This window comes from Leptolyngbya sp. AS-A5 (assembly GCF_039962495.1).
Lineage (GTDB): Bacteria > Cyanobacteriota > Cyanobacteriia > Leptolyngbyales > Leptolyngbyaceae > Leptolyngbya.
Map to the genome: position 1 here is coordinate 1 of NZ_JAMPLL010000023.1, position 24609 is coordinate 24609.

Sequence of the window (24609 nt, forward strand, 5' to 3'; positions counted from 1 at the left end):
AAGCAATCGCTCAGCGAAATGAGTGAGCAAAGGTCCTCCAGGCTTCAGAGTACCGTAATCAAGCTAGTACGGCGTGGAGCCCAAACATGAACACCAGGATCAGCCATGGAGCGATCGGCATAGGGAAACCAATCATCAGGCTAACCTTTGCCTGTTGTCAGTCAGTTTTTTAGTGGCTAACTCACCTGAAATGCTTGTACAGTGGACGCTTTAACCTTTCAGGAATGTCGGTTACATCAACTTCCCCTATAATTTCGGAGACAATATTTATTTAGGAACCTGCGATGGCAACGCAATTTAACAAAGGGGGGCAAGTTGCTTGGTTTCATGATGAAGGGCACTCGGCTGGGTTTTTCCACACCTTTGATCGGCTCCAAGTCGCGGGTCTTAACGATGCGCCCCGCAAAGTGCACGTCTTTGTGCCACACGATTATGAAACGAGTGCGGAACGGTACCCGGTGATTTACATGAATGATGGCAATACAGCCTTTTTCCCCGGCGGTCCAGAGAAGCAAGCCTGGCACATGGCAGAGCTCCTCAGTGACTTGTACCGCCAGCAGCAAATTCGCAAGGTGATTGTCGTAGCCATTTATCCCCTTAATCGTGAGCGCGAATATACCCATGCCCCAATCTGGCAACAGGATTGTTGTGGCGTCGATGCCTACTCCAGCTATGTCGCCAACTGTGTGAAGCCCTTTATCGACCAGAATTACCGCACCCTTGCGGATGCGAGAAACACTATGGCCTTAGGCTCATCTCATGGGGGACTCGCTGCTTTTTATCTGTCGACTCATTATCCTGACCAGTTTCGTCTGGTCGCAGCCTTTTCTCCCTCATTCTGGGTCGGGTTGGATTCGATGCCGCTAGACTTGCCCCTGGGGCGCTCGTTGTCATCGTCCAAATTAATAGATGGAGCCCGCCCAACGCTACAAAATGCTGCGAAACGGTTAAAGATTTATCTGGATTGGGGACTGATTCGCACGGGGGGCCAGCACAATTCGTTTATTGAAGAGCGAACGACCGTACGGGGGCGGGAGATGCGGGACTTGCTCCAGAGCGAGTTTAGGTATCAACTCAACCAATCGCTGTTTGTGGTTGAAGACCCTAATGGCGACCACAGGGAAGGATCTTGGTCACGTCGGATGCCGAACGTGCTGAAGATTTTTTTTGGTTCTTAAAGTCAGGCATCTCCAGACAATTTTCAGTTGTTTCCTACCACGCTCTATGGGCTCTTCCCAACTTTTTAGATAATGTGCCTCGCAATCACTGTTGTGTTGATTCGGTGGATCGCGCCAGCGTAACTCAATCGATCATCGCCGAGCTTGGGGGCTTGCGGCAATGATCGATTGAGTTACGCTGGATTGGCATCGACATCGCCTATCAAAGTATTAGCCTCACCTCAAACGGCTCGAAGATGCTCACGTTAGCAATGTTTTGAATAACGTGATTATTTTTGAAGTGCCCCGCGACAGGGCGGCGGCTGAGGCACTGGTAGCCCGGAAAGACGATCGAGTTCGCAAAGAATTCGAGAAATGGGCAGTTCCCACATACTCTAAACTCTAAAAACCGCGCCGCCATCAATTAGAAGAAGGGAGCGGATCAAGGCGTGGACGATCGCGCTTTCTTTCCTATCACCGATAAGCAGTTCGGTAGCATTATTTTCCAAGTCAAATCGGGCAAAGTGGACGCGAGGAATATTCGAGACCTAGCAGGCACAATGAGCCGCGAGAAGGCAGATTTGGGTATCTTCATCACGCTCAAGCCGCCCACACAACCGATGATCAAGGAGGCAAAGGCGGCGGGACACTATCACTATCAATTCTTTGATCGGGACGTTCCGAAAATTCAAATCGTCACCGTCGAAGACATCGTTCACGAGAAAGCCGCGCTTAACGTGCCGCTAGTAGCAGGGGTACTGAAATCCGCGCCGCGGAGCAAGGATGACGGAGACGTACAGTTGGAAATCCTGGCGGGTTAGCTTTTTAACGCGAGCGCTACTCTGGTACTTCCTGGATCGCTTGAACTACTGTGGTGGTGGTTGAATTCAGGAGGCGGCTTTGATGGATGAAAAGTTCAAGGAGATACTAGATCAGTACGTCAGTTTGCAAATTCAAGCAGAGGCGGCGCTGAATTATTACAAATCGCTTTGCTCTCAGTTACGTGAGCTTGAAGGCGAGATTGAGTCGCAGTTTGTACCTGAAGAAGTTAGTGAAGCGACCGGGCTGGGCGGTGCGACCTATGAGCTTCGGACGGAGAACAAACAAATCTCTTATGTCGTCTTGCAGCGCGGCGTGCCCGATGAACATGGTGGAACGTTTATCGTTCATCGCATTCCTTCGTGGTAAAATCCCGCCGCAGCCTGGGTTTGGAGCTTACGGGAGTGAACCACAGCGCGTGTCGAACTCTCTAGAGGATCGGCGGGCGCAAACAACGATGAGTTTTGCGTCCGATTTTTTTATCTATTAAATTTATTAGCAAAACGCGCAGGGCGAATAGCACTTAGCTTCCAGAGATTGGAGTCAAATTGTTAATCAGTTTGTGAGATGAGCCGCTACTCTAGCCGCACGATCGGGAGACAGGTTTGAGAGATTCTGATACCAGATTGATTTGTGGATGCGACAGATTCTTGCCCCCTAAATCCCCCATTCTGGGGGACTTTGAGTATGATCTGTCGCATTCTATGTTTAATTCGGTATTAGAAATAGAACTGTTGCGGCGATGGGCAACAGCACAAATTAGTTAGATAGAAAATCTGTATTCGAGCCTTGAATCCCATTACGGCGGCAGGTGTTAGCAGATTAGACGGAAATCCCCTCCCTGCTTCGCGGCTACCGTGTACACACAAGTCGTAACCCGCTTCGTTTGAGTAGGCTTTAGCCCCCTAAATCCCCCAAAATGGGGGACTTTGAGCTCGGAGTTTTGGATCGAAGTCCCCCATTCATGGGGATTTAGGGGGCAGAGGATTTCTGCGGTAACAGATCAATCAACTTGTGTGTACACGGTAGCTGCTTCGCGGAGGAAAGAGGGATGAGATGTTGCGGCAATGACAAATCGATGTCTTGAACAATATGAAGCATTGCTGAGTCCAGAACAAAAAGTGAGAACCTCTCTCATTACTTAACTCTCGCTCTCATCCTGACGCTTCTAGCCCGTTACGACCTCAGCTGATCGACGCGCTTGCACTTCCAGATAAACAAGCAGGGCATTCACATCAGCCGGATTCACGCCCCCAATTCGGGAGGCTTGCCCGATCGTCAGAGGGCGCACTTTAGACAGCTTTTCTCGCGCCTCCTTGGAAAGCGTTTCAATCTCGTTGTAATTTAGCGTTCCTGGAAGTTTGCGATTTTCTTGTCGGCTGATTTGTTCGATCTGATGTTGCTGGCGTTGAATGTACCCTGAATATTTGATATCGATCTCAGCGCCTTCTTTCTCAAATTCGTTTAAGTTCGCATTCCCTAAACCATAACGATGGAGATCAACATAGTGAAATCCAGGGCGACGCAAAAGATCGGCAAGCGTAATCGAGCCTTTGATCGCCTGCTGTGTACTTTGAACGATCGCTTTCCCGATTTCGTCATGTTCTTTGACTCGCGTTTCGTGCAATCGCTCTTTCTCTGCGGCGATGTTTTCTTGCTTTTGAGTAAACAATGCCCAGCGTCGATCGTCGATTAATCCTATTTCGCGCCCTAACGGGGTTAGGCGTTGATCGGCGTTGTCTGAGCGTAAGATCAATCGATACTCCGATCGGGAAGTGAGCATCCGATAGGGTTCACGCAGATCCTTTGTGCAAAGATCATCGATTAAAGTTCCGATGTAGCTTTGTTCACGCGGGAAGATTACCATTTCTTGATGGCGGCAGAATCGTGCGGCATTAATTCCAGCCACTAACCCTTGAGTCGCTGCCTCTTCGTAACCCGTTGTGCCGTTGATTTGACCCGCACAAAATAGACCGTTGATCTTCTTCGTCATCAAGGTTGGGTAACACTGCGTTGCTGGAAGATAGTCATACTCCACCGCATAAGCAGGACGCAGCATCGCGCAGTTTTCTAAACCGGGGAGCGATCGTAGCATTTGCAGTTGAATTTTTTCAGGCAGCCCCGTTGAAAAGCCTTGAATATACAGTTCTGGAATGTCGCGTCCTTCTGGCTCGATAAAGATTTGATGGCTCTCTTTGTCGGCAAATCGCACGATCTTATCTTCAATACTGGGACAGTATCGAGGCCCCTTCGCATCCACCCAACCTCCATACACAGGTGATAGATGCAAATTCTCGCGGATAATCCGGTGAGTTTCGGCAGTGGTGCGCGTCAAATGACAATCCATCGGTTCGCGTTCGACCCAAACTTCTGGATCGAAGCTAAACCAGCGCACTTCTGGATCGCTCGGTTGGCGTTCTAGGACATCGAAGTTTACCGATCGGCGATCGACCCGCGCAGGTGTGCCTGTTTTTAACCGTCCGGTTTCAAAGCCGAAGCGATTCAGCGTCTCGGTTAAGCCGATCGCCGCAAACTCTCCCGCACGTCCCGCGTCCATCGACTTGTTGCCGACCCAAATCTTGCCGCCGAGAAACGTTCCGGTCGTCAGCACAACCGCTTTGCACTCAAACGCTACACCGAAGTAAGTCTCAACGCCGATCACTTCATCGTTTGCGTTCAACACCAGATCCGTCGCCATGCCTTCTCGGATCGTCAGATTTTCCTGATTCTCAACGATATTCTTCATCACGGAGGCATATTCGCGCTTGTCGGTTTGCGCTCGTAATGCCCACACCGCAGGACCTCGCGACGAATTGAGAATTCGCTTTTGCAGATACGTGCGATCGGCGATTTTGCCAATCTCGCCGCCGAGGGCATCCGCTTCATGGACAAGCTGAGATTTTGCCGGGCCGCCAACTGCTGGATTACAAGGTTGCCAAGCGATTTTGTCGAGATTCAAAGTGAGCAGCAATGTCCGACAGCCTAAGCGTGCAGTCGCAAGCGCCGCCTCGCAGCCCGCGTGTCCGGCTCCCACAACGACAACATCATACGCATCAAGAAACTCTACGCTCATAACTCTCTCGGACGATCGGTGCAATCTCTATTCTAGAAGGCAAGTTGAAACTCAAGCAGGATACCGGAAATCTTAGGGAAATCTAGAATTAGGCATAAGAATAAGATACCGTATAAGTACAAGTGTCCTATGAATATGATGGCTGACCTCTCTCCTCCTAAACAGAAGCTGTTAGATTGGCTCGAAGACCACATCGATCGCTATCACTCTGTACCGTCTTACGATGAAATGGCAGTCGCATTAGGCTACAAGTCAAAAGACACAATACGCTACCATCTAGCGGATTTGAGAGATGCAGGCTACGTGGCTTGGAGAGAAGGAGCCGTAAAGTCACTGATCATTTGCAAGCCACGATCGCGCAACATTCCGATTTTGGGTGTAATTGCAGCAGGCGGACTGGTCGAAACTTTTGCAGAGTCAGAAATTGAAGAATATGTCGATGTTTCTACCTTGCCGCATTTTGCTGGAAAACGACGGCAGCAGATGAGTCAGTATTTTGCGCTACGGGTTCGAGGAGACAGTATGATCGGAGCCGCGATCGCAGATAACGATGTGGTAATTCTCAGAAAAGAACCGGAACCCCGCACAATCAAAAACGGCGATATTGTCGCAGCCCGATTTGAAACACAAACGACCTTAAAGCATTTGTTTTGGAGCGGTGATCAGATCTTCTTACAACCTGCAAATCCAAGCTATCCCGTCATTGAGAAACAAGCGGACGAAGTGACGATCGAAGGCGTATTTGTCGGCTTGGTACGCGGTTTAGTTTAACTGGAAATCACCTTCTGTTTAGCCCCCCAGGTAGAGATTCCCCTAATTTGAAACTGAAACAATAGAACCATCTGTCTCAAAGTGAATTCTATGACTTTCAGTTTCTTTGATTTAATCTGGGTGTTTTTCATTTTTTCTTCACTGCAACCGCTATGGCAACGGCGGCAAACTGAAACGAGACGGTACAACACGCTCAAAGACATCGAACGTAAGCGCAATAGCCGTGTGATTCTGCTGGTGCATCGTCAAGAGTCGATTAGCCTGTTGGGAATTCCGCTCTCTCGCTACATCACGATCGAAGACTCTGAACAAATCCTGCGGGCAATTCGCCTCACGCCGGCGGATGTGCCGATCGATCTGATTCTGCATACGCCCGGTGGACTGGTACTTGCAACCGAACAGATCGCACGCGCTCTGATTCGCCACCCTGCAAAAGTCACCGTGTACGTGCCGCACTATGCAATGAGCGGTGGAACGATGTTAGCGTTGGCAGCAGACGAAATTGTGATGGATGCTAATGCGGTGTTAGGCCCCGTTGATCCGCAGTTGGGCAACTTCCCCGCAGCCAGCGTTTTGAAAGTTGTAGAAGATAAGCCGATCGGAGACATCGACGATCAAACGTTAATCATGGCGGACTTGTCGCGCAAAGCGATCGCGCAAGTTCAGCGCTTTGTTCGTACCTTACTTAACGACACAGTTCCGAATCCAAAGATTGCGTCTGAGAAGGTAGAAGCGGTGATCGATGCGCTCACCACCGGAAGAGTTACACACGATTATCCAATAACCGTAGAAGAGGCATCAGAGCTTGGATTGCCGATCACCGTCGGACTCGATCGCGAAATCTACGACCTGATGGAACTATATCCGCAGCCTCAAGGCGGTCGTCCTTCGGTGCAATACATTCCGCTGCCTTATGAGCGCCGTCCTTCCTTGCCAGAGCCGAAAGGAAGACCGCTCCCAGAAGCAGCACGGCTTCGCGATTAATCAAACTGGCGTTTGATCAGGTGAAGTACCCCACCGCATGGCAGACTACCGTGTACACATAAGTCGATTGGTCTGTGATTGCTGAGAGCTTTCGCCCCCTAAATCCCCCACTCTGAGGGACTTTGAGGAAAAGAGAGTGTTCTAATGCAATGATTTCTTCAAGTTCAAAGTCCCCCAATTTGGGGGATTTATGGGGGCTGACCCCGATGGCAACGAGGCGACCCAGCAACTCAATCCAGTCCTCGACAATCTACAAGATTAATACCGCAACTCACTTGTCAGAAAGATCCAACGAGTCTGCGGAAGGATCACACGAAGCTGCGGAAAGATCACACCCCTCTGCGAAAAGGTCAAACGACCCTGCGGAATCCTACAGCGAGTCCGCGAAAACATCACATCAGACTGCGAAAAGATCACAGCCGATCGTGCTTTACACAAACTCCATCGTTGCTCAACTCACTTAAAGATTGCAAAAAGCACAACGATCGTCTTTCATGCCTGACTGTAATCGGGAATCTTGTCTTCAGATACTTAGATCCACAACACTCTAACAATGGCGACACAGAATACCAGCAACCGAGTCAGACCCGAAAGCTTAGAACAAGGGGAAGCCGTCCTTCATGGATTGCGTACCTTGAGCAACTATCAGCCCCTGCGCCGAGAAGCTTCGATCGTAGGCATCGAAGAAGCCTATGCAAAGATGCAAGCCGCACAAGAGAAAGAAGCCCGACTCAAAGCAGAATCTCGCATTGCCCTCGAAGAAGCCCGCATTGCAGAATGGGAATTCCACAACTGCATTCTTGAAGCCAAGGCAGCGGTGATTGCTCAATATGGTGCAGACAGTCCTCAACTGCAAACCGTCGGACTGAAGCGCAAATCGACGTACAAACGCCCCACTCGCCAAACGAAAACCGCCGAATTAGTCTAGTCCTTTTTTGGCGTGGCATATGCTATGGCAGTCCTAAATGACTCGTGCAACGCAAAGTCTGTCGTGCCCCCTAAATCCCCCAAATTTGGGGGACTTTGAAACTCGGAAAATTCCCTGCATTGGGGAAGTGCTTTCTCTACTCAAAGTCCCCCAGAATGAGGGACTTTGAGTAGAGAATCTGTTGCATCCACAAATCAATTTGGTATCAAAGTCCCCCAGAATGGGGGATTTAGGGGGCTTTCCAGAATTTCACAACTCAAATCGGATTGCTATATGTGCGATCGCATCGGAATTGATGCGATCGCATTTTTTACCCAAACATCACTAGCTGCAAATTCAAGTGCTCACCTTAAACATTTGCACCGATTGTTCCAGTGATTTCGCAACGCTGACCGTTTCTCTGAGTGAACTTGAAACGTCAAGCGATGAACTTGAGGTATGTTTCGCCACTTGAGCGATCGTATTCATCAACTGCGACACCCTATCTGAGGTACTTACCTGTGACACGGTTGCTTCTGAAATCGACTGCACAATCTGATCAATCTGATACGACACCTGCATAATCTGCTCTAAGCTCTGTTTTGCCGACTCCACGGATTCAGTCCCCGTCACCACCTGAGCGGTACTCTTCTTCATCGCGTTCACCATCTCGGCCGTTTCTTGCTGAATCGTCGTGACTAACTGCGAAATCTCATGCGTTGCCGCAGAAGCTCGACCCGCCAAAGCGCTCACTTCCTCTGCGATCGTGGCAAATCCCTGATGTTCCTCGGTACGGCTCGCTTCAATTCCAGCATTTACCGCCAACACATTCGTCTGCGTTTCGATCTGATTGATTAACAACACAGCTTTTGAGATTTGCTGAGCAGATTCTCCCAGCCGTTTCACCTTTTTCGCCGCTTCGCTAATCGATTGCCTTAGCTCGTCCATGCTCTCAGCCGTCTGATTCACAGCGAACTTACCCGCTTGTGCCGTCAGCGCTGCGGTATGACTCACTTCGGCAGCCTGCTTGGCGCGTTCTGCAACTGTGTAAATCGATCGCACCATCTGATCAAGATAGCTCAGCGTCACTTGAGTTTCTTCCGCTTGCTTGAGCGCATCTGCAGACAGCGATCGCACCGCACCCTCATGCTGGCTCAACGAAGCATTGACTTCTAAAGCACTATGTTTGACTTGTTTCACAATGCATTGGAGGCTTTCGACGATCGTGTTGAAAAAGTCAGCAACCGTCCCAATTTCTGCACCGTTCACGGCTGCCCGAACTGTCAAGTCACCGTGCGCCGCTTGTTCTGCTTGCTGCATCAATTCGAGCAGTTGCGCTTGCAAGACTTCTCGCTGCGCTTGACGGTCTTGAGCCAGAGCAGCTTGCGCTTGCGCTGCTTCGCGCTCAGCCGCTAACTTGACTTGCTCGATCGCGTATGCCAGATGCAGGGCAACTTGCATAAATAAACTGATCTCCGAGGGTTGCCACTGACGCGGCGCGCTGCATTGATGCACGACCAGCAATCCGATTAAGTTGCCTTCCACCACCATCGGCGCAACAATATTCGCTTTCACCTCGAAGGGTTCTAACTGTCCTCGGTAACACGGATCAAGATCTGCTTCAGCAATGTTCGGAATCGCATGAACCCGACCTGCGCGATACTTTTCGACATAGTGTTCTGCAAAACAAGGATCAGCAATTCTCGCGCCGAGCGCTGCTGGAAACTGCATTGCGACCGATTCAGCGATGACGCTGCCTTGCCAGTTCTCGTCAAAGAGATAGACGATCGCGCGATCGACATTCAGCAGATACCGAACCTCTTGAACTCCGGTTTGGACAATCTGATCAAAATCAATCGATTTGCGAATGTTGAAGGCGGCTTGATTAAGCTGCTGTAGCCGATCTACGTTTTTCGATTGTTCGCGCATCGAGTGTTCGATCGTTTCTGCCATGTGATCAATCACTTGACCAAACGCTGCAATCTCGTCGCTGCCTTTGACGTTTAGTCGGGTGCTGAAATCGCCATCTGAAAGTTTCCGCACCCGATTTTTCATCAGACTGATGCGACGAGTTAAAGCATTGGCAAGCAGGATGGCGATGAATCCAGAGGCGATCGCGGTTCCGCTACTCATGAGCAACACCCACAGGCGCGAAGGCTCCGAAATCTGCTCAGCAGGAGCGCTGAGAATAATGCGCCAGTTCAGCTCCGGTAGCTGCTCGATTGGGGCGATCGGGGCTTGAGTCAGAAACAAACGGCGCTGTGTTTGGTCGTTTGTCCAGAACTTACTTTGTAGAGTGCGTGAATCAGCAAAGCTGTTTAGGGTGCTTGAATTTGAGTTGGAAGCAATTACAAAGCGATTGGCACCATCAGCAATGCTATAGGACTGCGGCGCTATGGAAACGAGGTCTGCAAGGTTACGAGTGGGTAGAGTGGCTCGGACGATCACAATGGTTTTTCCGGTCGTACTCTCTTGGATAGGTTGGCTGAAATACAGCACCGTCTGGTTTTCATTTTCGATCGCAGCACTCACGCTCACTCGATTCGCTTTGAGTGCTGCCTGAAAGTAAGACTCTTGCGCTTGGTTAGGAATGATCTGCGGCTGAGTTTGCAGCAGAGCAGTTCCGTTTAGATCGAATATCACAATGTTGCTATAAGCGCTATAAGCCTGAGTTGCTCGATCGAGCGCAATGGCGCGATCGGCGGGAAGCAAGCTATCCCAAACTTTCGCATCATTCAGCATGGGAAGCGTTGCGATCGTGCTAATTTCTGCCTGTCGCTGCTTAATATAGTATCGGACGGCATCGCTCGTCATTCTGGCGCTGAGTTGCTGAAGCTCGATCGCTTGATTGACAGCATGATCGTTTAATCGATAGCTCACAACCCCCACCGCTAAAGTCGGCAGCATTCCAAGCGCGATCGCGATCGCAGCGACTTGATGTCTAAAGCTCAGGGGGCTAAAGCGGGATGACAGCGGGTTGGATGACTTTGAGGATTGGGCAGTTCCTTCTGCTGCATCAGCTGACGCAGCAGGAACAAAGCGCTGGAGCGAATCAATTTTGAACATAGTACAGGCATTCCTTAGAACGAATTCAGGAACAGAATCCACGCTGGGGTCTGAAGTGACGAATTGAATTCAGTATTTCTACGGTTTCCATTCGTTAGCAGAGATTGTGTCACTAATGCCTTACTCTGTCGAGAGTTTTTAGCGCATTCTTTTTCCAACTTCACTCTATAGACAATTTAGAAAAAAACTGTTATGCGACTTCGATCGTCTTGGGATCGCAGATTAAACAAACTCTGGATCTACCCTCACCCTAGCTCTCTCCTGCAGGAGGGGGAAACAGGAGTCTAGCTCCCTTCTCCCCAGCAGACCTGTTTCATTCTCCTCAAATGATTTTCTCATCTGCGTTCTAACCGATTTGCCCTCATTTCCAACCCTTCTCCCGCTACGGTGTATACACATCTCTTTCTCGCTGCGTTTGAGTCAGCTCCCTAAATCCCCCACGAGTGGGGGGCTTTGAAGCCAAAGCTTCGAATCGAAGTCCCCCAGAATGGGGGATTTAGGGGGCTGAAGCCGATGACAACGAAGTGAGAAGAAGATGTGTATACACCGTAGTCCGCCATGCGGTAGGGAGTGTCAAGTTTAGTGAGGCTTGTCTACTTAGCTTCACCCGGATCAAAGCATCTTATGGACTGAGTAAGATCAATTGCTGTGATTGCAGCGATCGTACCAACTCCAATGAAAGCGAAACTTCAGAGAGAATGTCTTTCACAGATCGCGTTTGATTGCCATCGCAAGCCTTGAGAAATGCAAACTCATCCTCGGACAAGTTAATGATTTGGTAGTCGTAGTTAAACAAACAGCGACTTTCCCAACCATCCATACAAGGGCTCCGCTCAGGAATAGCATTCAACAGCGCTTCGTCGCAACTCCAGTCCGATCGCGGTAACTCTCCTTTACTCAGAAAGAATTCATAGTGAGTCACGGACTCTGGATCGAGCAGTTCAATCAAGCGGTATCGTTCTCGATCGCTCAGTTGTTCTGCCCGTTCTAATAATTCGGGATGATTGAACAATCGCAACGCTTCCCACTGACGCGGATTAGAAAAGCCCAGGAATTCTAAGCCCGAAGCATCAATCAACTCAAACAGGGTATGAATGTTGTAGTCGACTTCTTGCGGATGCACATACATATCAGCAAAACATTCATCTCGCGTATTTTCCATCGACCAGCGCTCCTGCTCCCGGCGCACCAGACGATTATTCGGAGGCAACGACGCGAAAAGTTGTCGCCCGATCGCGACTCCTTCCCGATAATTCGAGCGATCCGACTGCAACAGCGCGATCGCTTCCTGCATTAGCTGAATTTCATGTCGCCCCAATTCTGAATACACAAAGATGTGCATCAATCCACCGGGCGCAAGTTTGGCAGAGAGCGATCGAATCCCCCGAATCGGATCGGGTAAATGATGCAAAACCCCGACGCAGTTGATTAAGTCAAACTGTCCTGGCAATTGATCCGCATCGTAAAGGCTGAGGTGATGGAACTCGACGCGATCGGCTCCCGATCGTTGACAGCGTTCTTGTGCAACCGACAAAGCTCCCGAACTCAGATCGATTCCAGTGACATGAGCCTGGGGATTTAAGTGAACGAGATATTCAGTCCCTACACCTGTTCCACAGCCTGCGTCTAAAATTCGGACATCTTGGCGAGTTGGTTTTTGTCCGGTGCAAAAACTATAAGCAGCAAGCCAATTCCAGCGCCAGTTATATCCGGGCGGTGGCTCATCTAATAAAGGCTCTGGGGGAAAAGGATACGTATTATAAAGCGCAGCAACCGCAGCACTAATCGTTTGAGAGTCTGACATAGTTAGGAAAAATCACAGCAAGCCGATATAGATCTAGTCTCTCATTCGATGCGCCCCTGTGACGGGAAACCGTCCTGTTGCGAATCGATCGAGATTTGCCACAATGGACGTAAGCGGAACCGATCAGGCTACACAAAAAATCATGGATAACAATAATTGGATCACGCAGCTTCTGATGTTGGGTGTGGGGACAACTTCTCTGGTTACCGAAAGACTCAAACAAGTGGGTGATCAGTGGGTAAAAGACGGCAAGCTAGACCCTGAGCAAGCAAAGGGCTTTGTTGATGATTTGATGACTCAATTGAAAACCGAGCAGGGCGGATTTGAAGCTCAGATGCAGCGTCAGCTTCGCAATATGCTGATGGATCTCGGTGTACCGCGTCAAGCCGAGATGGATGAATTGCGGGGACGACTCGATCGCTTAGAACGCCAACTGCGCGATTTAGAAAATAAGCTCTGGAAATAGTGTCAGAATTAGAAAGCACATTCGAGAGGACTGATCGATGAGAGAGATTTTGATCAGTTTTGGTGTAATGGTGGTTTGCGTAGTGCTGCTGATTGTGGCACAAGTAACGGGTTCGCGGGACAGTGCGATCGCGGCAAACCTAACCGAAACCGAGACTGCTCCTGTTGTTCAAGTGGCTCAAGCTGCTGATCTTAAACCTATGACAACTCCTAACGCAGAGAATAAAGAAACGGTCACAACAGCTTCTGGACTGAAATACACCGAGGTTGTTGAAGGAACGGGCGCGACGCCCCAAGAAGGTCAAGTTGTGACGGTGCATTATACGGGCACGTTAACCGACGGAACGAAGTTTGATAGTTCCCGCGATCGGGGTCAGCCGTTTAAGTTCAAGATCGGCGTGGGTCAAGTGATCAAGGGCTGGGATGAAGGAGTCGGCACGATGAAAGTCGGCGGACGAAGAATGCTGGAGATTCCACCAGACTTAGGTTATGGCAGTCGCGGCATTGGTCCGATTCCACCGAATGCGACACTGCTCTTTGATGTGGAATTGCTTAAGGTTGGCTAAGTCGCAATTTAGTGATTTTTCAGGCTCTTCAGTGTTAGTGCTGGAGGGCTTATTTTTATAGCGAAATGCTTGATGACACAGAGCCATCGAAGCGCTTTAATCGTTCGTCTTCACATCTGATGATGGTCAAATCTTTTAAGAAGTGTTAAATTATGTATCGTAATCTTTCTTTTGAAAGAGGGAATGGACATGGAGAAAAAGGCAAAGTTTGGGTTTACCAATTTCGCTGAAAGCTGGAATGGTCGCTTGGCTATGCTTGGCTTGGCGATCGGTCTTGCGACTGAGCTAATGACCGGAAAAGGCATCCTTGCTCAGTTGGGCTTGATGTAATTCTCACTGGGTTTATCGTTATGCGCCTGGGGTAACGTTACTCCAGGTTTTTTAGCGCCTTTGCCACCAAACCACACCAGCACTCACAAAGCCGAATAAGGGCACAAGTCCTAATGCTAAAAATCCAATCAGCACAGCTTGTTCATTGGTGAGAACAATGCGGCGATTTCTCACTTCTTTTGGGCGAATGGAGAGCGGTTGGAGTTGGTCTTGACTCAGCCAGGTAACGGAATTGAGAAAAACATCGCCATTAAGCTGCTGATTGAAAAAGCCGTTGACGACAAAGGTGGAATTGCCGAAAATGATCATTCTCGCGGGTTTGGCAGGTAAGGCTGTGGGGCTTGGAGAAGGGGAGGCAGTCGGGCTTGGACTAGGGGAGGGAGACGGGGAAACAGTCGGCGTAACGATGCGTTCAAGCGCAACTCCGATCGCTAAGGGCCCTGGTCGATCGCCGCCGTCTAGCTTAAGGGGTTGCTGCTTGATGTTGGATTCTGCCCAGCTTTGGGGATCGGTTAGCAGAAGTGGGGTCGCTTGAATGCCTGGGGTCTGGGTAATGTCGATCGGACGTGCGATCGGGTAGAACGAAATACCGTTGCCAAAGTCTTTGGTGATAGGGTGAGCACCGTATTGCGTTACGACAGACACAGCGGGGCCTGCGTTGGTTAATCGCTGATCGGGTGCGTTAATGGCAATGCGATCGTCGAGTTTGACTCCCCAAGTTCCAAGCAGCGCATCGAGACCCGATTTAATGTTGGGATCGATCGCAATGAGCAAATTTCCACCCTGATTTGAGTAATCTTGGAGGGCTTTCACTTCACCTTCTGCCAGGGCGCGAGTCGCACCGACAACGAGAACCACAGAAGCATCCGCTGGCACTTTCCCCAGTTGAGCCAGATTGAGCGGTTCGCTGGTAAAGTTCTTTTCTTCTAAAGCTTTGACTGAGTTAGAAATCGCCCCTTCTCCGTCTGTGAGCGATTTTTCTCCGTGACCTTGAAGGAAATAGGCTTTAGATCGTCGATCGCTGGTAATCTGCAAAATTCCATTCGTGACACGATTTTCAGAAAGTCTAGCTTGCGAGGAAATGCTTTGCAGAAATTGTCGGCGTTTACTCGATTGCAGTTCGATAAACACATCCCGATTATCACCCGCATTCTTAATGCCAAACGCCTGCGCTAGGCCCGGATTTGTCTGAGGATCAACGTACTCAAAGGTAAATTTCGGCGTTCTGCGCTGATAGTTTTCGAGCAAATCGATATCTTGAGGATTGCGATCGCCGGAGAACACCCAAACCTTTACGCCTTGCTGCATTTCTCGCAAAACTTGCTGAGATTCGGGCGACAGCGTGAACAGTCGAGATTCGGTTAAATCAATTCGTTGTACGGATCGGACTGCGAGGAAGTTAATCAAACCAAGAATCACGAGAACCGCGATCGTACTCACGATCGCATTGGTGCTGGCTTGCGTCGATCGTCTTCTCCAAAAGCTCGGCTCTAATGGATCTTTGAAGCGTCCGATTAGTAACATCCACAAGCCGATTACTACAATTCCTGCGATGATCAATCCGGTTGGAATCGCTCCCCAAGCTCCAGAGATAATCCCAGCGGAAATGCCTGCAAGAATTAGCATTGCGCCCGGTAGAATCAGAAATTTTACGAAATTTAAGCGTCTTTTCATAACACTAGGAACGCTGGAAACGGAAGGTATCGATCGATTGAGCCGTCAGAAAAATTCCAAGAAAAATGTAGCTTGCAAACACGACAAGACTACTGGTATCAACAATGCCTTGGATCAGGTTTGTATAGTGTTTTAGTAAGGATAAATGTCCGATCGCTTCTCCAATCGCACCCCCAAAATTTTTTGCCACTAAATCCACAACCCACAACGCCATCACTAACGCGAATGTGAAAATTGCAGCAACGATCGTACTATCTGTTAGAGATGACATAAACATTCCTAACGACAAGACTGCTCCAGCCAGTAGAAGCAACCCAGCATGACCCAGCAATAGAACATTAAGTTGAATCGGTGGATTAATATTTGAGAGCGCGATCGCTTCGTATAGCAGTAACGGTAATGACATCGTAAAGAAAAACGTCATCACACCCAGTAATTTCCCCACTGCAACCGCCCAATTCGTTAAGGGTGATGTCGCTAGCAATTCTAAGGTGCCGCGCTTGCGCTCTTCTGCATATAGCCCCATCGATAGAACGGGTAATACAAACAGTGATAGTGAACCAATCACTCCTAAGATCGTGCGGATGAATTCATAAGGGATGTCGATCGGAGCCGTTCTAATTCCTGCGGCGGCGGCTTGATCGTACTGGGCTGCCTGTTGGATCACTCCATCGAGCGTTACTGTAAACAGAAAGCCAGAAATCAGCCAGAACACGGCTGCGATCGTATACGCTAAGGGCGACATGAAGTAGCTGAGCAATTCTCGCCGATAGATCGCCAAAGTGTTGAATAGAACTGTCTTCATGCTTCTGGCTCTCCCTCAATCGCGTCTTCTACAGGTTTCTCTTCGGTCGTTAGCTCTAAAAACACATCTTCTAAGCTGGCTTGCATTCGCCGCATCTCATACAGTCCAACGCCGTTTCGCACTAGGACACTGGCAATCTCCCGTCCTGGTTCTGTGTCGGACTGCGATATTACACGAATGCGGTAACGTTGATCTGACCCTGAAAGTTGCTCGATCGATTGCACATTTTCAACTAAGTTTAAGCACTGCTCGATCGCGTTCCAATTGCCCTCCACATCTAACTCGTAGCCCAAACCGCGATTGAGTTGCGCCATTAACTGATCCGGCGTATTGGTTGCGACGACTTGACCGCGATTAATAATCGTGACGCGATCGCAGGTCATACTCACTTCTGGCAGAATATGCGTTGAGAGAATAACGGTGTGATCGCCCGCGAGTTGCTTGATTAAATTCCGCACTTCGATAATTTGGCGTGGATCAAGTCCGACCGTGGGTTCGTCGAGAATAATTACAGGGGGATCATGCACGATCGCTTGAGCAATTCCGACCCTTTGTCGATACCCTTTAGACAGCTTACGAATCAGCGTTTTGCGCTTGTCTACTAATCCGGTTTTTTCTAATGCGGTTTGAATTCGAGTCGGACGATCGCCCGCACTCACGCCCTTAATCTGCGCGACAAAGTTGAGAAATCCCTGAACTGTCATCTCAGGGTAAAGCGGCGGCGTTTCCGGCAAATATCCGATCTTCTGCCGCACCGCCATCAAATTCTCATGCACCTCAAACCCTGCAACTTTTGCCGTTCCTCGGCTCGCTGGCAGATAGCCTGACAGAATTCGCATCGTGGTGGTTTTTCCAGCACCGTTAGGCCCTAAAAAACCGAGAATTTCGCCTGCCTCGACCGAAAAAGTTACATCCTCGATCGCTGCGGTTGAACCATAAACTTTGCTGAGATGCTCAACTTCGATCATAAACCTGAGAGAACTAGGGTCGCAGTCTCGTAGAGTAGCAAAGTTTTGCCGCGACTGCCTGCATTTTGACGCAAACCGATACGATTTGCTCTCAGCCTTTCTCAAAATTGAGATCAGCGATCGGATGCACTGTTTTAGTGGTCGCGATTGCAATTTCAGTTCTCGCGATTGCAATTTCAGTCCTCGCGATTGCAATTTCAGTTCTCGCGATTGCAATTTCAGTCCTCGCAATTGCTGTTTCATACCAAATTGATTTTTGAGTGCGACAGATCCTTCGCCCCCTAAATCCCCCACGCGTGGGGGACTTCAAGCCAAATCTGTTTCGGATTCTCAAAGTCCCCCAGTATGGGGGATTTAGGGGGCTTCCAAGATCTGTCGCATTAATAAATTGATTCGGTATCAGTGATTCGGAGAGCAATTTCAGTGCTCACGCTCCTTCCTAAACTTCTTCTCAAATCCTGGCAAATCGCCGCACTGCCAACACACTACCCACAAATCCAACCATTGCGCCAAACGCCAATAGAATCAACGGCAGCGTGATCGCCTCGATTGGTCTAACTGCCCCAGTCGTCAAAAACTGCACAAACTCCGCTTGTCCGCTCAATTGATGCCGGATAAATTTCCCGATCGCCTGAATCAGCATAAAAGCGATCACCGATCCTGCAATCCCAAACACCACACCCTGAGTCAGAAACGGCAAATAGATCCAGCTTCGAGTTGCGCCGACAAGCTGCATCACTTCAATCTCTTTGCGACGCGCCAACACAATCAATCGAATCGTCGTATTGATCACCGCGATCGCCGTTGCGGTCAGCAACCCAATAATGGCTGTACTCATCGAGTTAAAGCCCCGACTCAGTTGAGCCATTCTCTGAACCGCTTCGCTCACATACTGAACCTCTTCGATCCCACGAATGTTCTTTAATTTTTCCGCTAAAGCCGGAACCGCCTCAGACGATCGCGCCTTCACCCGTAACTCATCCACCAGCGGATTGCCTTGAAGCTGCTGCGTTGCATCTTTTAAGTTTGACAAACCCAACTCTTGCACCAAACCACTCCAGGCTTGCTCTTTAGAAACATCCTGCACCGAAGCCACTTCCGGCAGTTTTTCCACCACCGATCGCAGCACATCCGCCGCCACCCCAGTTTCTAAATAAGCAGAAACCTCAAGCTGACTGCCAAACTGAGTCAGCAAGCTCTCCAACTGCCAAGAAGCCTGTAAACTCATGCCAAACAAAAACAGCAGCACCGTCACCATACTCACCGCTGCCCAATTCATCCAGCCGCCACGCCGCAAGCCCAGCCACGTCTCACGCCACAAATAATCGAACTTGGTGAAGAACCGAAACATCCTCCTCCTCCCACAAAACAATTTTCACAGTGCGACCCCCTTGTAACATTCAGAATTAAAACCAGCATCCGGATTACCCACTGAATTCGTCACCCATTCGCTAAAATAGAACCAACACGGAATCACTCCGACCTTTGAACCTCAGTTTTAGGTGACACATCCCATGCCCTCCTCAGTTTTGGTCGAGAAGAAGAAATTAGACAATCCACCGTTACAGATGCACCACATGGGCGATCGCGTGTTGCGTCAGCCTGCAAAACGAGTGGCGAAGGTGGATGATGAAGTGCGCGAAATCGTCCGGCAAATGCTGCAAACCATGTACAGCGAAGACGGCATCGGGCTTGCGGCTCCTCAAGTCGGCATCCACAAGCAAATCATCGTCGTAGACATCGAGCCAGATAAACCCGAAGTTCCGCCGCTGGTGCTGATTAATCCCGTGATTAAAAAATCAGGCACGACAACCTGTAGTGGTCAAGAAGGCTGTCTCAGCATTCCCGGTGTATATCTCGATGTCGAGCGCCCGGAAGAAATTGAAGTTTCTTTCAAAGACGAAACCGGACGGATGAGAACCTTGGCTGCTGATGGATTATTGTCGCGCTGTATTCAGCACGAAATCGATCATCTGAATGGTGTTCTGTTTGTCGATCGCGTCGAAAACAAACTTGCGCTGAACCAAGAACTGAAAAAACGCGGCTTCTCAGCAAATGATGTCCGTCCCGTCGGATAATAAAGACTAAACAAGCCGTCAGCACTCCTGACGGTTTTTCAGTCTTAGAGGAAAGAATTATGATAATGACACCGAAAAGCGGTTTATTTCTGGGCATGTCCTGTGTTGCCGCGATCGCAGCAGTCGGGTGCGTGTTTGAACTCACATCCGGAAAGCCTGAATATGGAACTGTAGTCACCGGAGCGATTTTGGCGATTAGCGCACCGCTGACGATCGTCAGCTTCATCGTCGCAGTCGCCGATGCAAGAGCCAATAATCAATAGAACGATAGAAAGTTCTAGAGTTTCCCGACCGCTCAAATCCAAACGAGATCGGAAGGCTGAAGCCCTATCTTGAATAACGTGCTGGAAATTATCATCATTTCCCTGGTTTTACTGTATGGTTCTAGCGAACGCTTACTGCTTGAACTCCTCCCATGACGGGCGAAATTAGTCCGATCGCTTGCCTGCGGCAACTGTCGATCGACGATCCTGCAGATCCCAAATTACTGGTACATTCCCTACCCATCGACGCAGTAATCGCGATCGGGCGTGATCCTCGCTGTCAAATTGTCGTCGATCCGCTGCGGTTTGCCTCGGTTTCGCGTCGTCATGCTGAAGTGCGACCCAGTGAACCGAATGCCGGGGAACGCCCAGCCTGGTGGATTTGTGACCTCAACAGTTCTAATGGCACCTATCTAAATGGACAGCAATTGCGAGGATGTCAGCTTTTGCAGTCGGGCGATCGCGTGTCTTTGGGCAATGATGGGCCTGAATATATTTTTGAGTATCTGGTAGAGTTCAATCGCGAGGTCGCAGTGGCGACTCAGCAAGAAGCAATTTCTCCGTCTCTAACTCCAGCCGATTCCGTAACCTTGACGCAACTGTTTCCGATCGTTTCCACCGGACGAGAACTGACGCACAAAGCCTTCCTGGTTCCGAGTGTGGTGACGATCGTCTTTGTCGTGGGCTTATTCGTTGCGGTCGGACAGCCTTTATTATTTAACCGTCTATTAGCAGGTTACATTGCCCTAGTCGGATTTTATTTCGTCTATCGACTGTGCGGAAAGCGCAAGCCTTGGTGGGTGATGGCTCTCTCGGCAATGGGAACCTATTTCTTACTCCGGAGTCCCGTCTTACCGCTATTTGTCGCACTGTTTCGAGAAGTGCTGCCTGGACAAGTTCCAACCCCCGGAGAACCAATCAATCCGTTGATGTTATTCATTCGGATGTTCTTTGGCGCGGGACTCATGGAAGAACTGCTAAAAGCACTGCCGTTAGGCGCGTTGTTTCTACTTGGGCGCGTTCTGCCTGCTCCATGGAACGATCGTGTCGGCATCCGGGAACCTCTGGACGGCATCCTTCTAGGAGCAGCATCCGCCGTTGGCTTTACCCTAATAGAAACTTTGGGGCAATACGTTCCCGACATGATCCAAACAACATCGCTGCAACTCGGAACCGGATGGGATCAACTGCGTGGCTTACAAGTGCTGATCCCGCGGTTATTAGGCGCAACTGCAGGACACATGGCGTATAGCGGTTACTTTGGATACTTCATAGGGCTGGCAGTCCTAAAATCGCGCCAAAGCTGGTTGATCCTGTTGATCGGTTATTTAACCGCGTCTGGACTTCACGCTCTCTGGAACGTTATGGGAAGCGTCAGCGAAATTCTTTTGGCATTAGTGGGAATGGTGTCTTACGCCTTTCTGGCTGCCGCAATCCTTAAAGCCCGGAGCATATCACCCACGCGATCGCAGAACTTCGCTACTCGCCTAAAATCCTAGCGCGACGAAAAACTCTATCCTGCGATATACACCGAACAACTTCTGACTTGGACTTAAGTAAGAAGTTGTTTACAAGTTTGAGCATTAGGCTCGAATTACAGGTATTTCCACGCCTGCATCGCCATTAAACTCAAACGATAATCATTCGACTATGACTTTGAATCCACGCCTTGGCGCAAGTGCGCCAAAAGCAGCGCTAAAACTCTTTTTACCGCTGTCACTTATTTCAATCGCGCTCGTTGCAGGTGAACTCAAGGCGAATGCACAAGAACCCAGCACAGTTAAAGCTGCTACCCGTTCTGTTGCTTCAAATGGTGCAGCATCATTGGGTCAACCTGCGATCAGCATCAATCAGCTTCCTGTAAGCCAAGGATTTGCGGCTGATGCTCGCTTTACGGTGGCACAAACGACACCTTCTACACCGAGCGAAATTGCTCCGGGTCGATCGGTTCCGGGAAACACTCCTGCGGGCAATCCGACAAACCCCGCAGATACGACACCGAGCAATACCACTCCGAGCACGACACAAGATGCAACACCCGTTGCACCCGCCACCACGCCTTCTGGTACGACCACAACACCGGGCGGCACGACCACCACGCCTGAAACAACGCCTTCTGGCACGACCACCACGCCTTCTGGTACACCGACAACACCGGGCACGACTACCACGCCCGACACCACAACTCCTGGGACAACCCCTGGAACCACGCCAACTAGCGAGTTTGCGCCTGGTCGTGCGACCCGTTCCGGTTCTAGCTACGTCGGAGTCGGCGGCAACATTGGAATTGGCGACGGCGACATTGCTCTAGGTGAAGGCAGCTTTGCGTTATTAAGCAAAATTGGCTTAACGCGGAATTTCTCGGTTCGCCCATCTGTGTTGTTTGCTGACGATGTAGCGATTCTTCTGCCTATCACTTATGACTTTAGCTTCGGTGAAAGTGTAACAGGTGATTTAGGATTTACGGCGGCTCCCTTTTTGGGAATCGGTGCAGCCATTTCGACAGGTCGCGGCGGTGATGTCGGTCTGCTGCTGACAGGTGGAATTGATGTGCCCATTTCGTCGCAGTTTACGGCAACGGCTTCGGTGAATGCTTCTGTGACGGGTCAAGCTGCAGTGGGCGTTCTTCTGGGAATTGGCTATAACTTTGCAGGCTTCTAGTCGCAAAGGTTAATGCTCGATCGCTCTCTAGATTTTCCTTAAAATTTAGAGAGCGAATTTTTTATTTAAAGCGTGAATTCAGCAAATTCGTCATCTGTTGCGGGTTGTGTTGTTCTGACTGTTGCAGATTGGTATTGCTGAGTATTAATTAGTTCATTGAATTTGAGATGCGAATTTTGCTGTATTAGATTCAATGCGGTCATAAAATCGCGAATAGTCTCGCCTGGAGTGAGTCGCGTTTCAGTTCCGACTCTGCCACTCCGTACTGCTGCGATAAATCGAGAAATTTCATCCGAAGTTAACTGCTTGTTCAACTCATAGTGAGTAAAAAAGACGATCGCAATTCGCTGCAATAACCCCTGAAGCTCAGAATCATTCAGCGGGTCAAGATGAATCACTGGAGCGCTAGTGTCGATCGCATCCGATTGCACCACGCGACTTTGCGCCGTTCGACGCTGCCAAGCCGGATCACTATACAATCCCCGTCGCGGATCTTCTAAAAACTGCGGTGTTCCACCAATCAACGTTCCTAAGTGACTGACTTTACCCTGCATCGCATCGTTGAACATTGCAAGGAGCTTATCGTAATTGTTTTGACGTGCGATCGCAGTTGGAATCTTCGATAAATGCACCACTTCATCGAGAATCACAATCAAGCCTTTGTAATCAATATCTGCCGCAAATCGAGCGATTAATTTAATGTAGTCATACCAAGAATCGTCATCAATGATTACCCGAACCCCTAACGCTGCTTTTGCTTCGGTTTTGGTTGAAAACTCTCCTCGTAGCCAACGCAGTGCCGATTCTTTTTTCGTGTCATCATTCGATCGATATCCCGTCCAATACGCAATAATCACCGTCGCGAAATCAAACCCATTGACTAGATCTGCAACATCCTGAGTTACTAATCGAATTCGCGCTTCGACTTGCTGATCAAAGCCTTCTTCATTCGGCTTCATTCCGGTTTCTTGTGCCACTTGCGCTTGAATTGCCGCGATCCAGCGTTCCAGAATAATCGTCAATGCCCCGCCTTCAGGACGGCTTTTAGTCGCCAAATTTCGCATCAGTTCACGGTAAGTTGCGACTCCTGCCCCTTGGCTTCCCGTTAAGCGTCGATCGGGTGTGATGTCCGCATCTGCAACCACAAATCCGCTTTCCATCGCCAAATTGCGAATCAGTTGCAGCGTGAAACTTTTCCCGGCTCCATACCGCCCAATCACAAATCGAAACGCCGCACCGCCATTCGCGATATGCTCAAAATCTTGGCGGATTGCGGCAATTTCCTTTTCGCGTCCCACAGCAATATGCTCTAACCCCACTCGTGGCACAACGCCTGCACTTAGAGCATTGACTAAGGCAGTTGAAACACGCTTTGTAAGTTTAGGCTGAGACATAAGACTAGGATAGGAATTCAGAGTCTTAGAGTAGCACTAAAGCTTACGATCGACGAATTGCAAATCAGAGCGGCTTACTCGCTGCAAATCTCAATCTGACGTAATCCGCAAACCACTGCCCCGAATCGTCACATAAGTCCGGCTGCAATCGGGCGATCACTTCATCTAAGAAACTCTCACGTTCGGAGGGTGCGATCGCTTGTGTAAAAGGATTCGCAAAGGTTGCAAGCCATCCTCGAATCCCAGTCGGAAGCGGAGTCGGGCGGGGAATTAGAGCGATTCTGTTAACGATAAATCCTTGTGCCTCTAATTGGGATTGATAGTCTTTGATCGTGGGAAAGTACCAGGGATTAATTTGGTCTGAATCAATTCCGCGCTGTTGCAATGCAGCGTGTAAAGCGGTGACGATCGTGACGACATTGCGATCGCCGCCAAACTCAGCGACAAATCTTCCTCCTGGTTTCAATGCCTGCCATACGCCCTGAATCACTTGATCCGGTTGCTTCATCCAGTGCAAGGCAGCGTTACTAAATACCGCATCAAACTCACTGATGAAATTAAGCTCGTGAGCATCGATAAGATGAGCTTCTAATCCTAGCGATCGTGCTGCATTAATAAAGTCTGCACTAGAGTCTACGCCAACGACTTCACAGCCCAACTCTTGCAGTTTCAGCGTCAAAGCCCCGTCTCCGCATCCCAAATCTAGAATTCTTTCTTCTGGTTTCGGGTTCAACCATTCAACAACAGGCATTCCTAAATCAGAAACAAAGCGAGCGTTCTTGGCATATTTCTCAGAATTCCAGGTTTGACTCATAGTCTTCTTG

General features: G+C 49.5%; 21 protein-coding genes and 1 pseudogene. 13 read left to right on the forward strand and 9 right to left on the reverse strand.

Features of this window, described 5'->3' with window-relative positions; translation table 11 throughout:
• Positions 1 to 284: 284 nt before the first annotated feature.
• The 3 genes and pseudogenes from NC980_RS20055 (at position 285) to NC980_RS20065 (ending at position 2345) form a co-directional block, all read left to right on the forward strand.
• Positions 285 to 1178 carry an alpha/beta hydrolase-fold protein gene (locus tag NC980_RS20055; RefSeq protein ID WP_190375901.1) on the forward strand — a complete coding sequence of 298 codons (894 nt, stop codon included), beginning with the start codon at positions 285 to 287 and terminating at the stop codon, positions 1176 to 1178.
• A gap of 422 nt (positions 1179 to 1600) precedes the next feature.
• Positions 1601 to 1978 (forward strand): annotated as a pseudogene (locus NC980_RS20060) (restriction endonuclease); the annotation flags it as partial.
• A gap of 82 nt (positions 1979 to 2060) precedes the next feature.
• A complete protein-coding gene (locus NC980_RS20065; RefSeq protein ID WP_190375903.1) occupies positions 2061 to 2345 on the forward strand; it encodes a hypothetical protein in 285 nt (94 codons plus the stop codon).
• Positions 2346 to 3144: 799 nt separating this feature from the next.
• On the opposite strand, the gene mnmG is transcribed toward NC980_RS20065, so the two are convergent.
• Entirely contained in the window at positions 3145 to 5049 is a 1905-nt protein-coding gene (gene mnmG, locus NC980_RS20070; protein ID WP_190375904.1) for a tRNA uridine-5-carboxymethylaminomethyl(34) synthesis enzyme MnmG, read from the reverse strand.
• A gap of 129 nt (positions 5050 to 5178) precedes the next feature.
• Here mnmG and lexA point away from each other — a divergent pair, with 129 nt between their 5' ends.
• The 3 genes from lexA (at position 5179) to NC980_RS20085 (ending at position 7732) form a co-directional block, all read left to right on the forward strand.
• The gene (gene lexA / locus NC980_RS20075; protein ID WP_190375905.1) at positions 5179 to 5820 is read left to right on the forward strand and encodes a transcriptional repressor LexA; all 642 of its coding nucleotides are present in this window, start codon (positions 5179 to 5181) and stop codon (positions 5818 to 5820) included.
• 90 nt (positions 5821 to 5910) lie between these two features.
• Positions 5911 to 6804 (forward strand): hypothetical protein, encoded by an 894-nt coding sequence (locus tag NC980_RS20080; protein ID WP_190375906.1) that lies wholly within the window; start codon positions 5911 to 5913, stop codon positions 6802 to 6804.
• 553 nt (positions 6805 to 7357) lie between these two features.
• Positions 7358 to 7732, forward strand: coding sequence for a hypothetical protein (locus tag NC980_RS20085; RefSeq protein ID WP_190375907.1), 375 nt, complete (start codon positions 7358 to 7360; stop codon positions 7730 to 7732).
• A gap of 336 nt (positions 7733 to 8068) precedes the next feature.
• On the opposite strand, the gene NC980_RS20090 is transcribed toward NC980_RS20085, so the two are convergent.
• Positions 8069 to 10777 carry a methyl-accepting chemotaxis protein gene (locus NC980_RS20090; RefSeq protein ID WP_190375908.1) on the reverse strand — a complete coding sequence of 903 codons (2709 nt, stop codon included), beginning with the start codon at positions 10775 to 10777 and terminating at the stop codon, positions 8069 to 8071.
• A 622-nt stretch (positions 10778 to 11399) separates the two neighbouring features.
• Positions 11400 to 12581: a class I SAM-dependent methyltransferase gene (locus tag NC980_RS20095; protein WP_190375909.1), complete on the reverse strand. Its 1182-nt coding sequence runs from the start codon at positions 12579 to 12581 to the stop codon at positions 11400 to 11402.
• A 142-nt stretch (positions 12582 to 12723) separates the two neighbouring features.
• On the opposite strand from NC980_RS20095, the gene NC980_RS20100 reads away from it, so the two are divergent.
• The 3 genes from NC980_RS20100 (at position 12724) to NC980_RS20110 (ending at position 13942) form a co-directional block, all read left to right on the forward strand.
• Complete coding sequence (locus NC980_RS20100; protein ID WP_190375951.1) at positions 12724 to 13047, forward strand: phasin family protein; 324 nt, start codon at positions 12724 to 12726, stop codon at positions 13045 to 13047.
• Between the two features lie 37 nt (positions 13048 to 13084).
• On the forward strand, positions 13085 to 13612 hold the full coding sequence (locus NC980_RS20105; protein WP_190375910.1) for an FKBP-type peptidyl-prolyl cis-trans isomerase: 528 nt from the start codon (positions 13085 to 13087) through the stop codon (positions 13610 to 13612).
• Between the two features lie 189 nt (positions 13613 to 13801).
• The gene (locus tag NC980_RS20110) at positions 13802 to 13942 is read left to right on the forward strand and encodes a high light inducible protein (protein WP_190375911.1); all 141 of its coding nucleotides are present in this window, start codon (positions 13802 to 13804) and stop codon (positions 13940 to 13942) included.
• 51 nt (positions 13943 to 13993) lie between these two features.
• Here the strand turns inward: NC980_RS20110 and NC980_RS20115 are convergent, their stop codons facing one another.
• The 4 genes from NC980_RS20115 to NC980_RS20130 form a co-directional block, all read right to left on the reverse strand.
• Positions 13994 to 15616 carry a Gldg family protein gene (locus tag NC980_RS20115; RefSeq protein WP_190375912.1) on the reverse strand — a complete coding sequence of 541 codons (1623 nt, stop codon included), beginning with the start codon at positions 15614 to 15616 and terminating at the stop codon, positions 13994 to 13996.
• 4 nt (positions 15617 to 15620) lie between these two features.
• A complete protein-coding gene (locus NC980_RS20120) occupies positions 15621 to 16421 on the reverse strand; it encodes an ABC transporter permease (protein ID WP_190375913.1) in 801 nt (266 codons plus the stop codon).
• Positions 16418 to 17389: an ABC transporter ATP-binding protein gene (locus tag NC980_RS20125; RefSeq protein WP_190375914.1), complete on the reverse strand. Its 972-nt coding sequence runs from the start codon at positions 17387 to 17389 to the stop codon at positions 16418 to 16420. Before NC980_RS20125 ends, NC980_RS20120 begins: the two co-directional genes overlap by 4 nt.
• Before the next feature lie 451 nt (positions 17390 to 17840).
• The gene (locus NC980_RS20130; RefSeq protein ID WP_190375915.1) at positions 17841 to 18740 is read right to left on the reverse strand and encodes an ABC transporter permease; all 900 of its coding nucleotides are present in this window, start codon (positions 18738 to 18740) and stop codon (positions 17841 to 17843) included.
• A gap of 163 nt (positions 18741 to 18903) precedes the next feature.
• On the opposite strand from NC980_RS20130, the gene def reads away from it, so the two are divergent.
• From def to NC980_RS20150, 4 genes are all read left to right on the forward strand, one after another.
• Complete coding sequence (gene def, locus NC980_RS20135; RefSeq protein WP_190375916.1) at positions 18904 to 19467, forward strand: peptide deformylase; 564 nt, start codon at positions 18904 to 18906, stop codon at positions 19465 to 19467.
• 59 nt (positions 19468 to 19526) lie between these two features.
• Positions 19527 to 19730, forward strand: coding sequence for a hypothetical protein (locus NC980_RS20140; RefSeq protein WP_190375917.1), 204 nt, complete (start codon positions 19527 to 19529; stop codon positions 19728 to 19730).
• A gap of 152 nt (positions 19731 to 19882) precedes the next feature.
• Positions 19883 to 21229, forward strand: coding sequence for a PrsW family glutamic-type intramembrane protease (locus NC980_RS20145; RefSeq protein WP_190375918.1), 1347 nt, complete (start codon positions 19883 to 19885; stop codon positions 21227 to 21229).
• 151 nt (positions 21230 to 21380) lie between these two features.
• Positions 21381 to 22391: a hypothetical protein gene (locus NC980_RS20150; protein WP_190375919.1), complete on the forward strand. Its 1011-nt coding sequence runs from the start codon at positions 21381 to 21383 to the stop codon at positions 22389 to 22391.
• A 65-nt stretch (positions 22392 to 22456) separates the two neighbouring features.
• Here the strand turns inward: NC980_RS20150 and NC980_RS20155 are convergent, their stop codons facing one another.
• Positions 22457 to 23785 carry an ATP-binding protein gene (locus tag NC980_RS20155; protein ID WP_190375920.1) on the reverse strand — a complete coding sequence of 443 codons (1329 nt, stop codon included), beginning with the start codon at positions 23783 to 23785 and terminating at the stop codon, positions 22457 to 22459.
• 64 nt (positions 23786 to 23849) lie between these two features.
• On the reverse strand, positions 23850 to 24599 hold the full coding sequence (locus NC980_RS20160; RefSeq protein ID WP_190375921.1) for a class I SAM-dependent methyltransferase: 750 nt from the start codon (positions 24597 to 24599) through the stop codon (positions 23850 to 23852).
• Positions 24600 to 24609 lie beyond the last annotated feature (10 nt).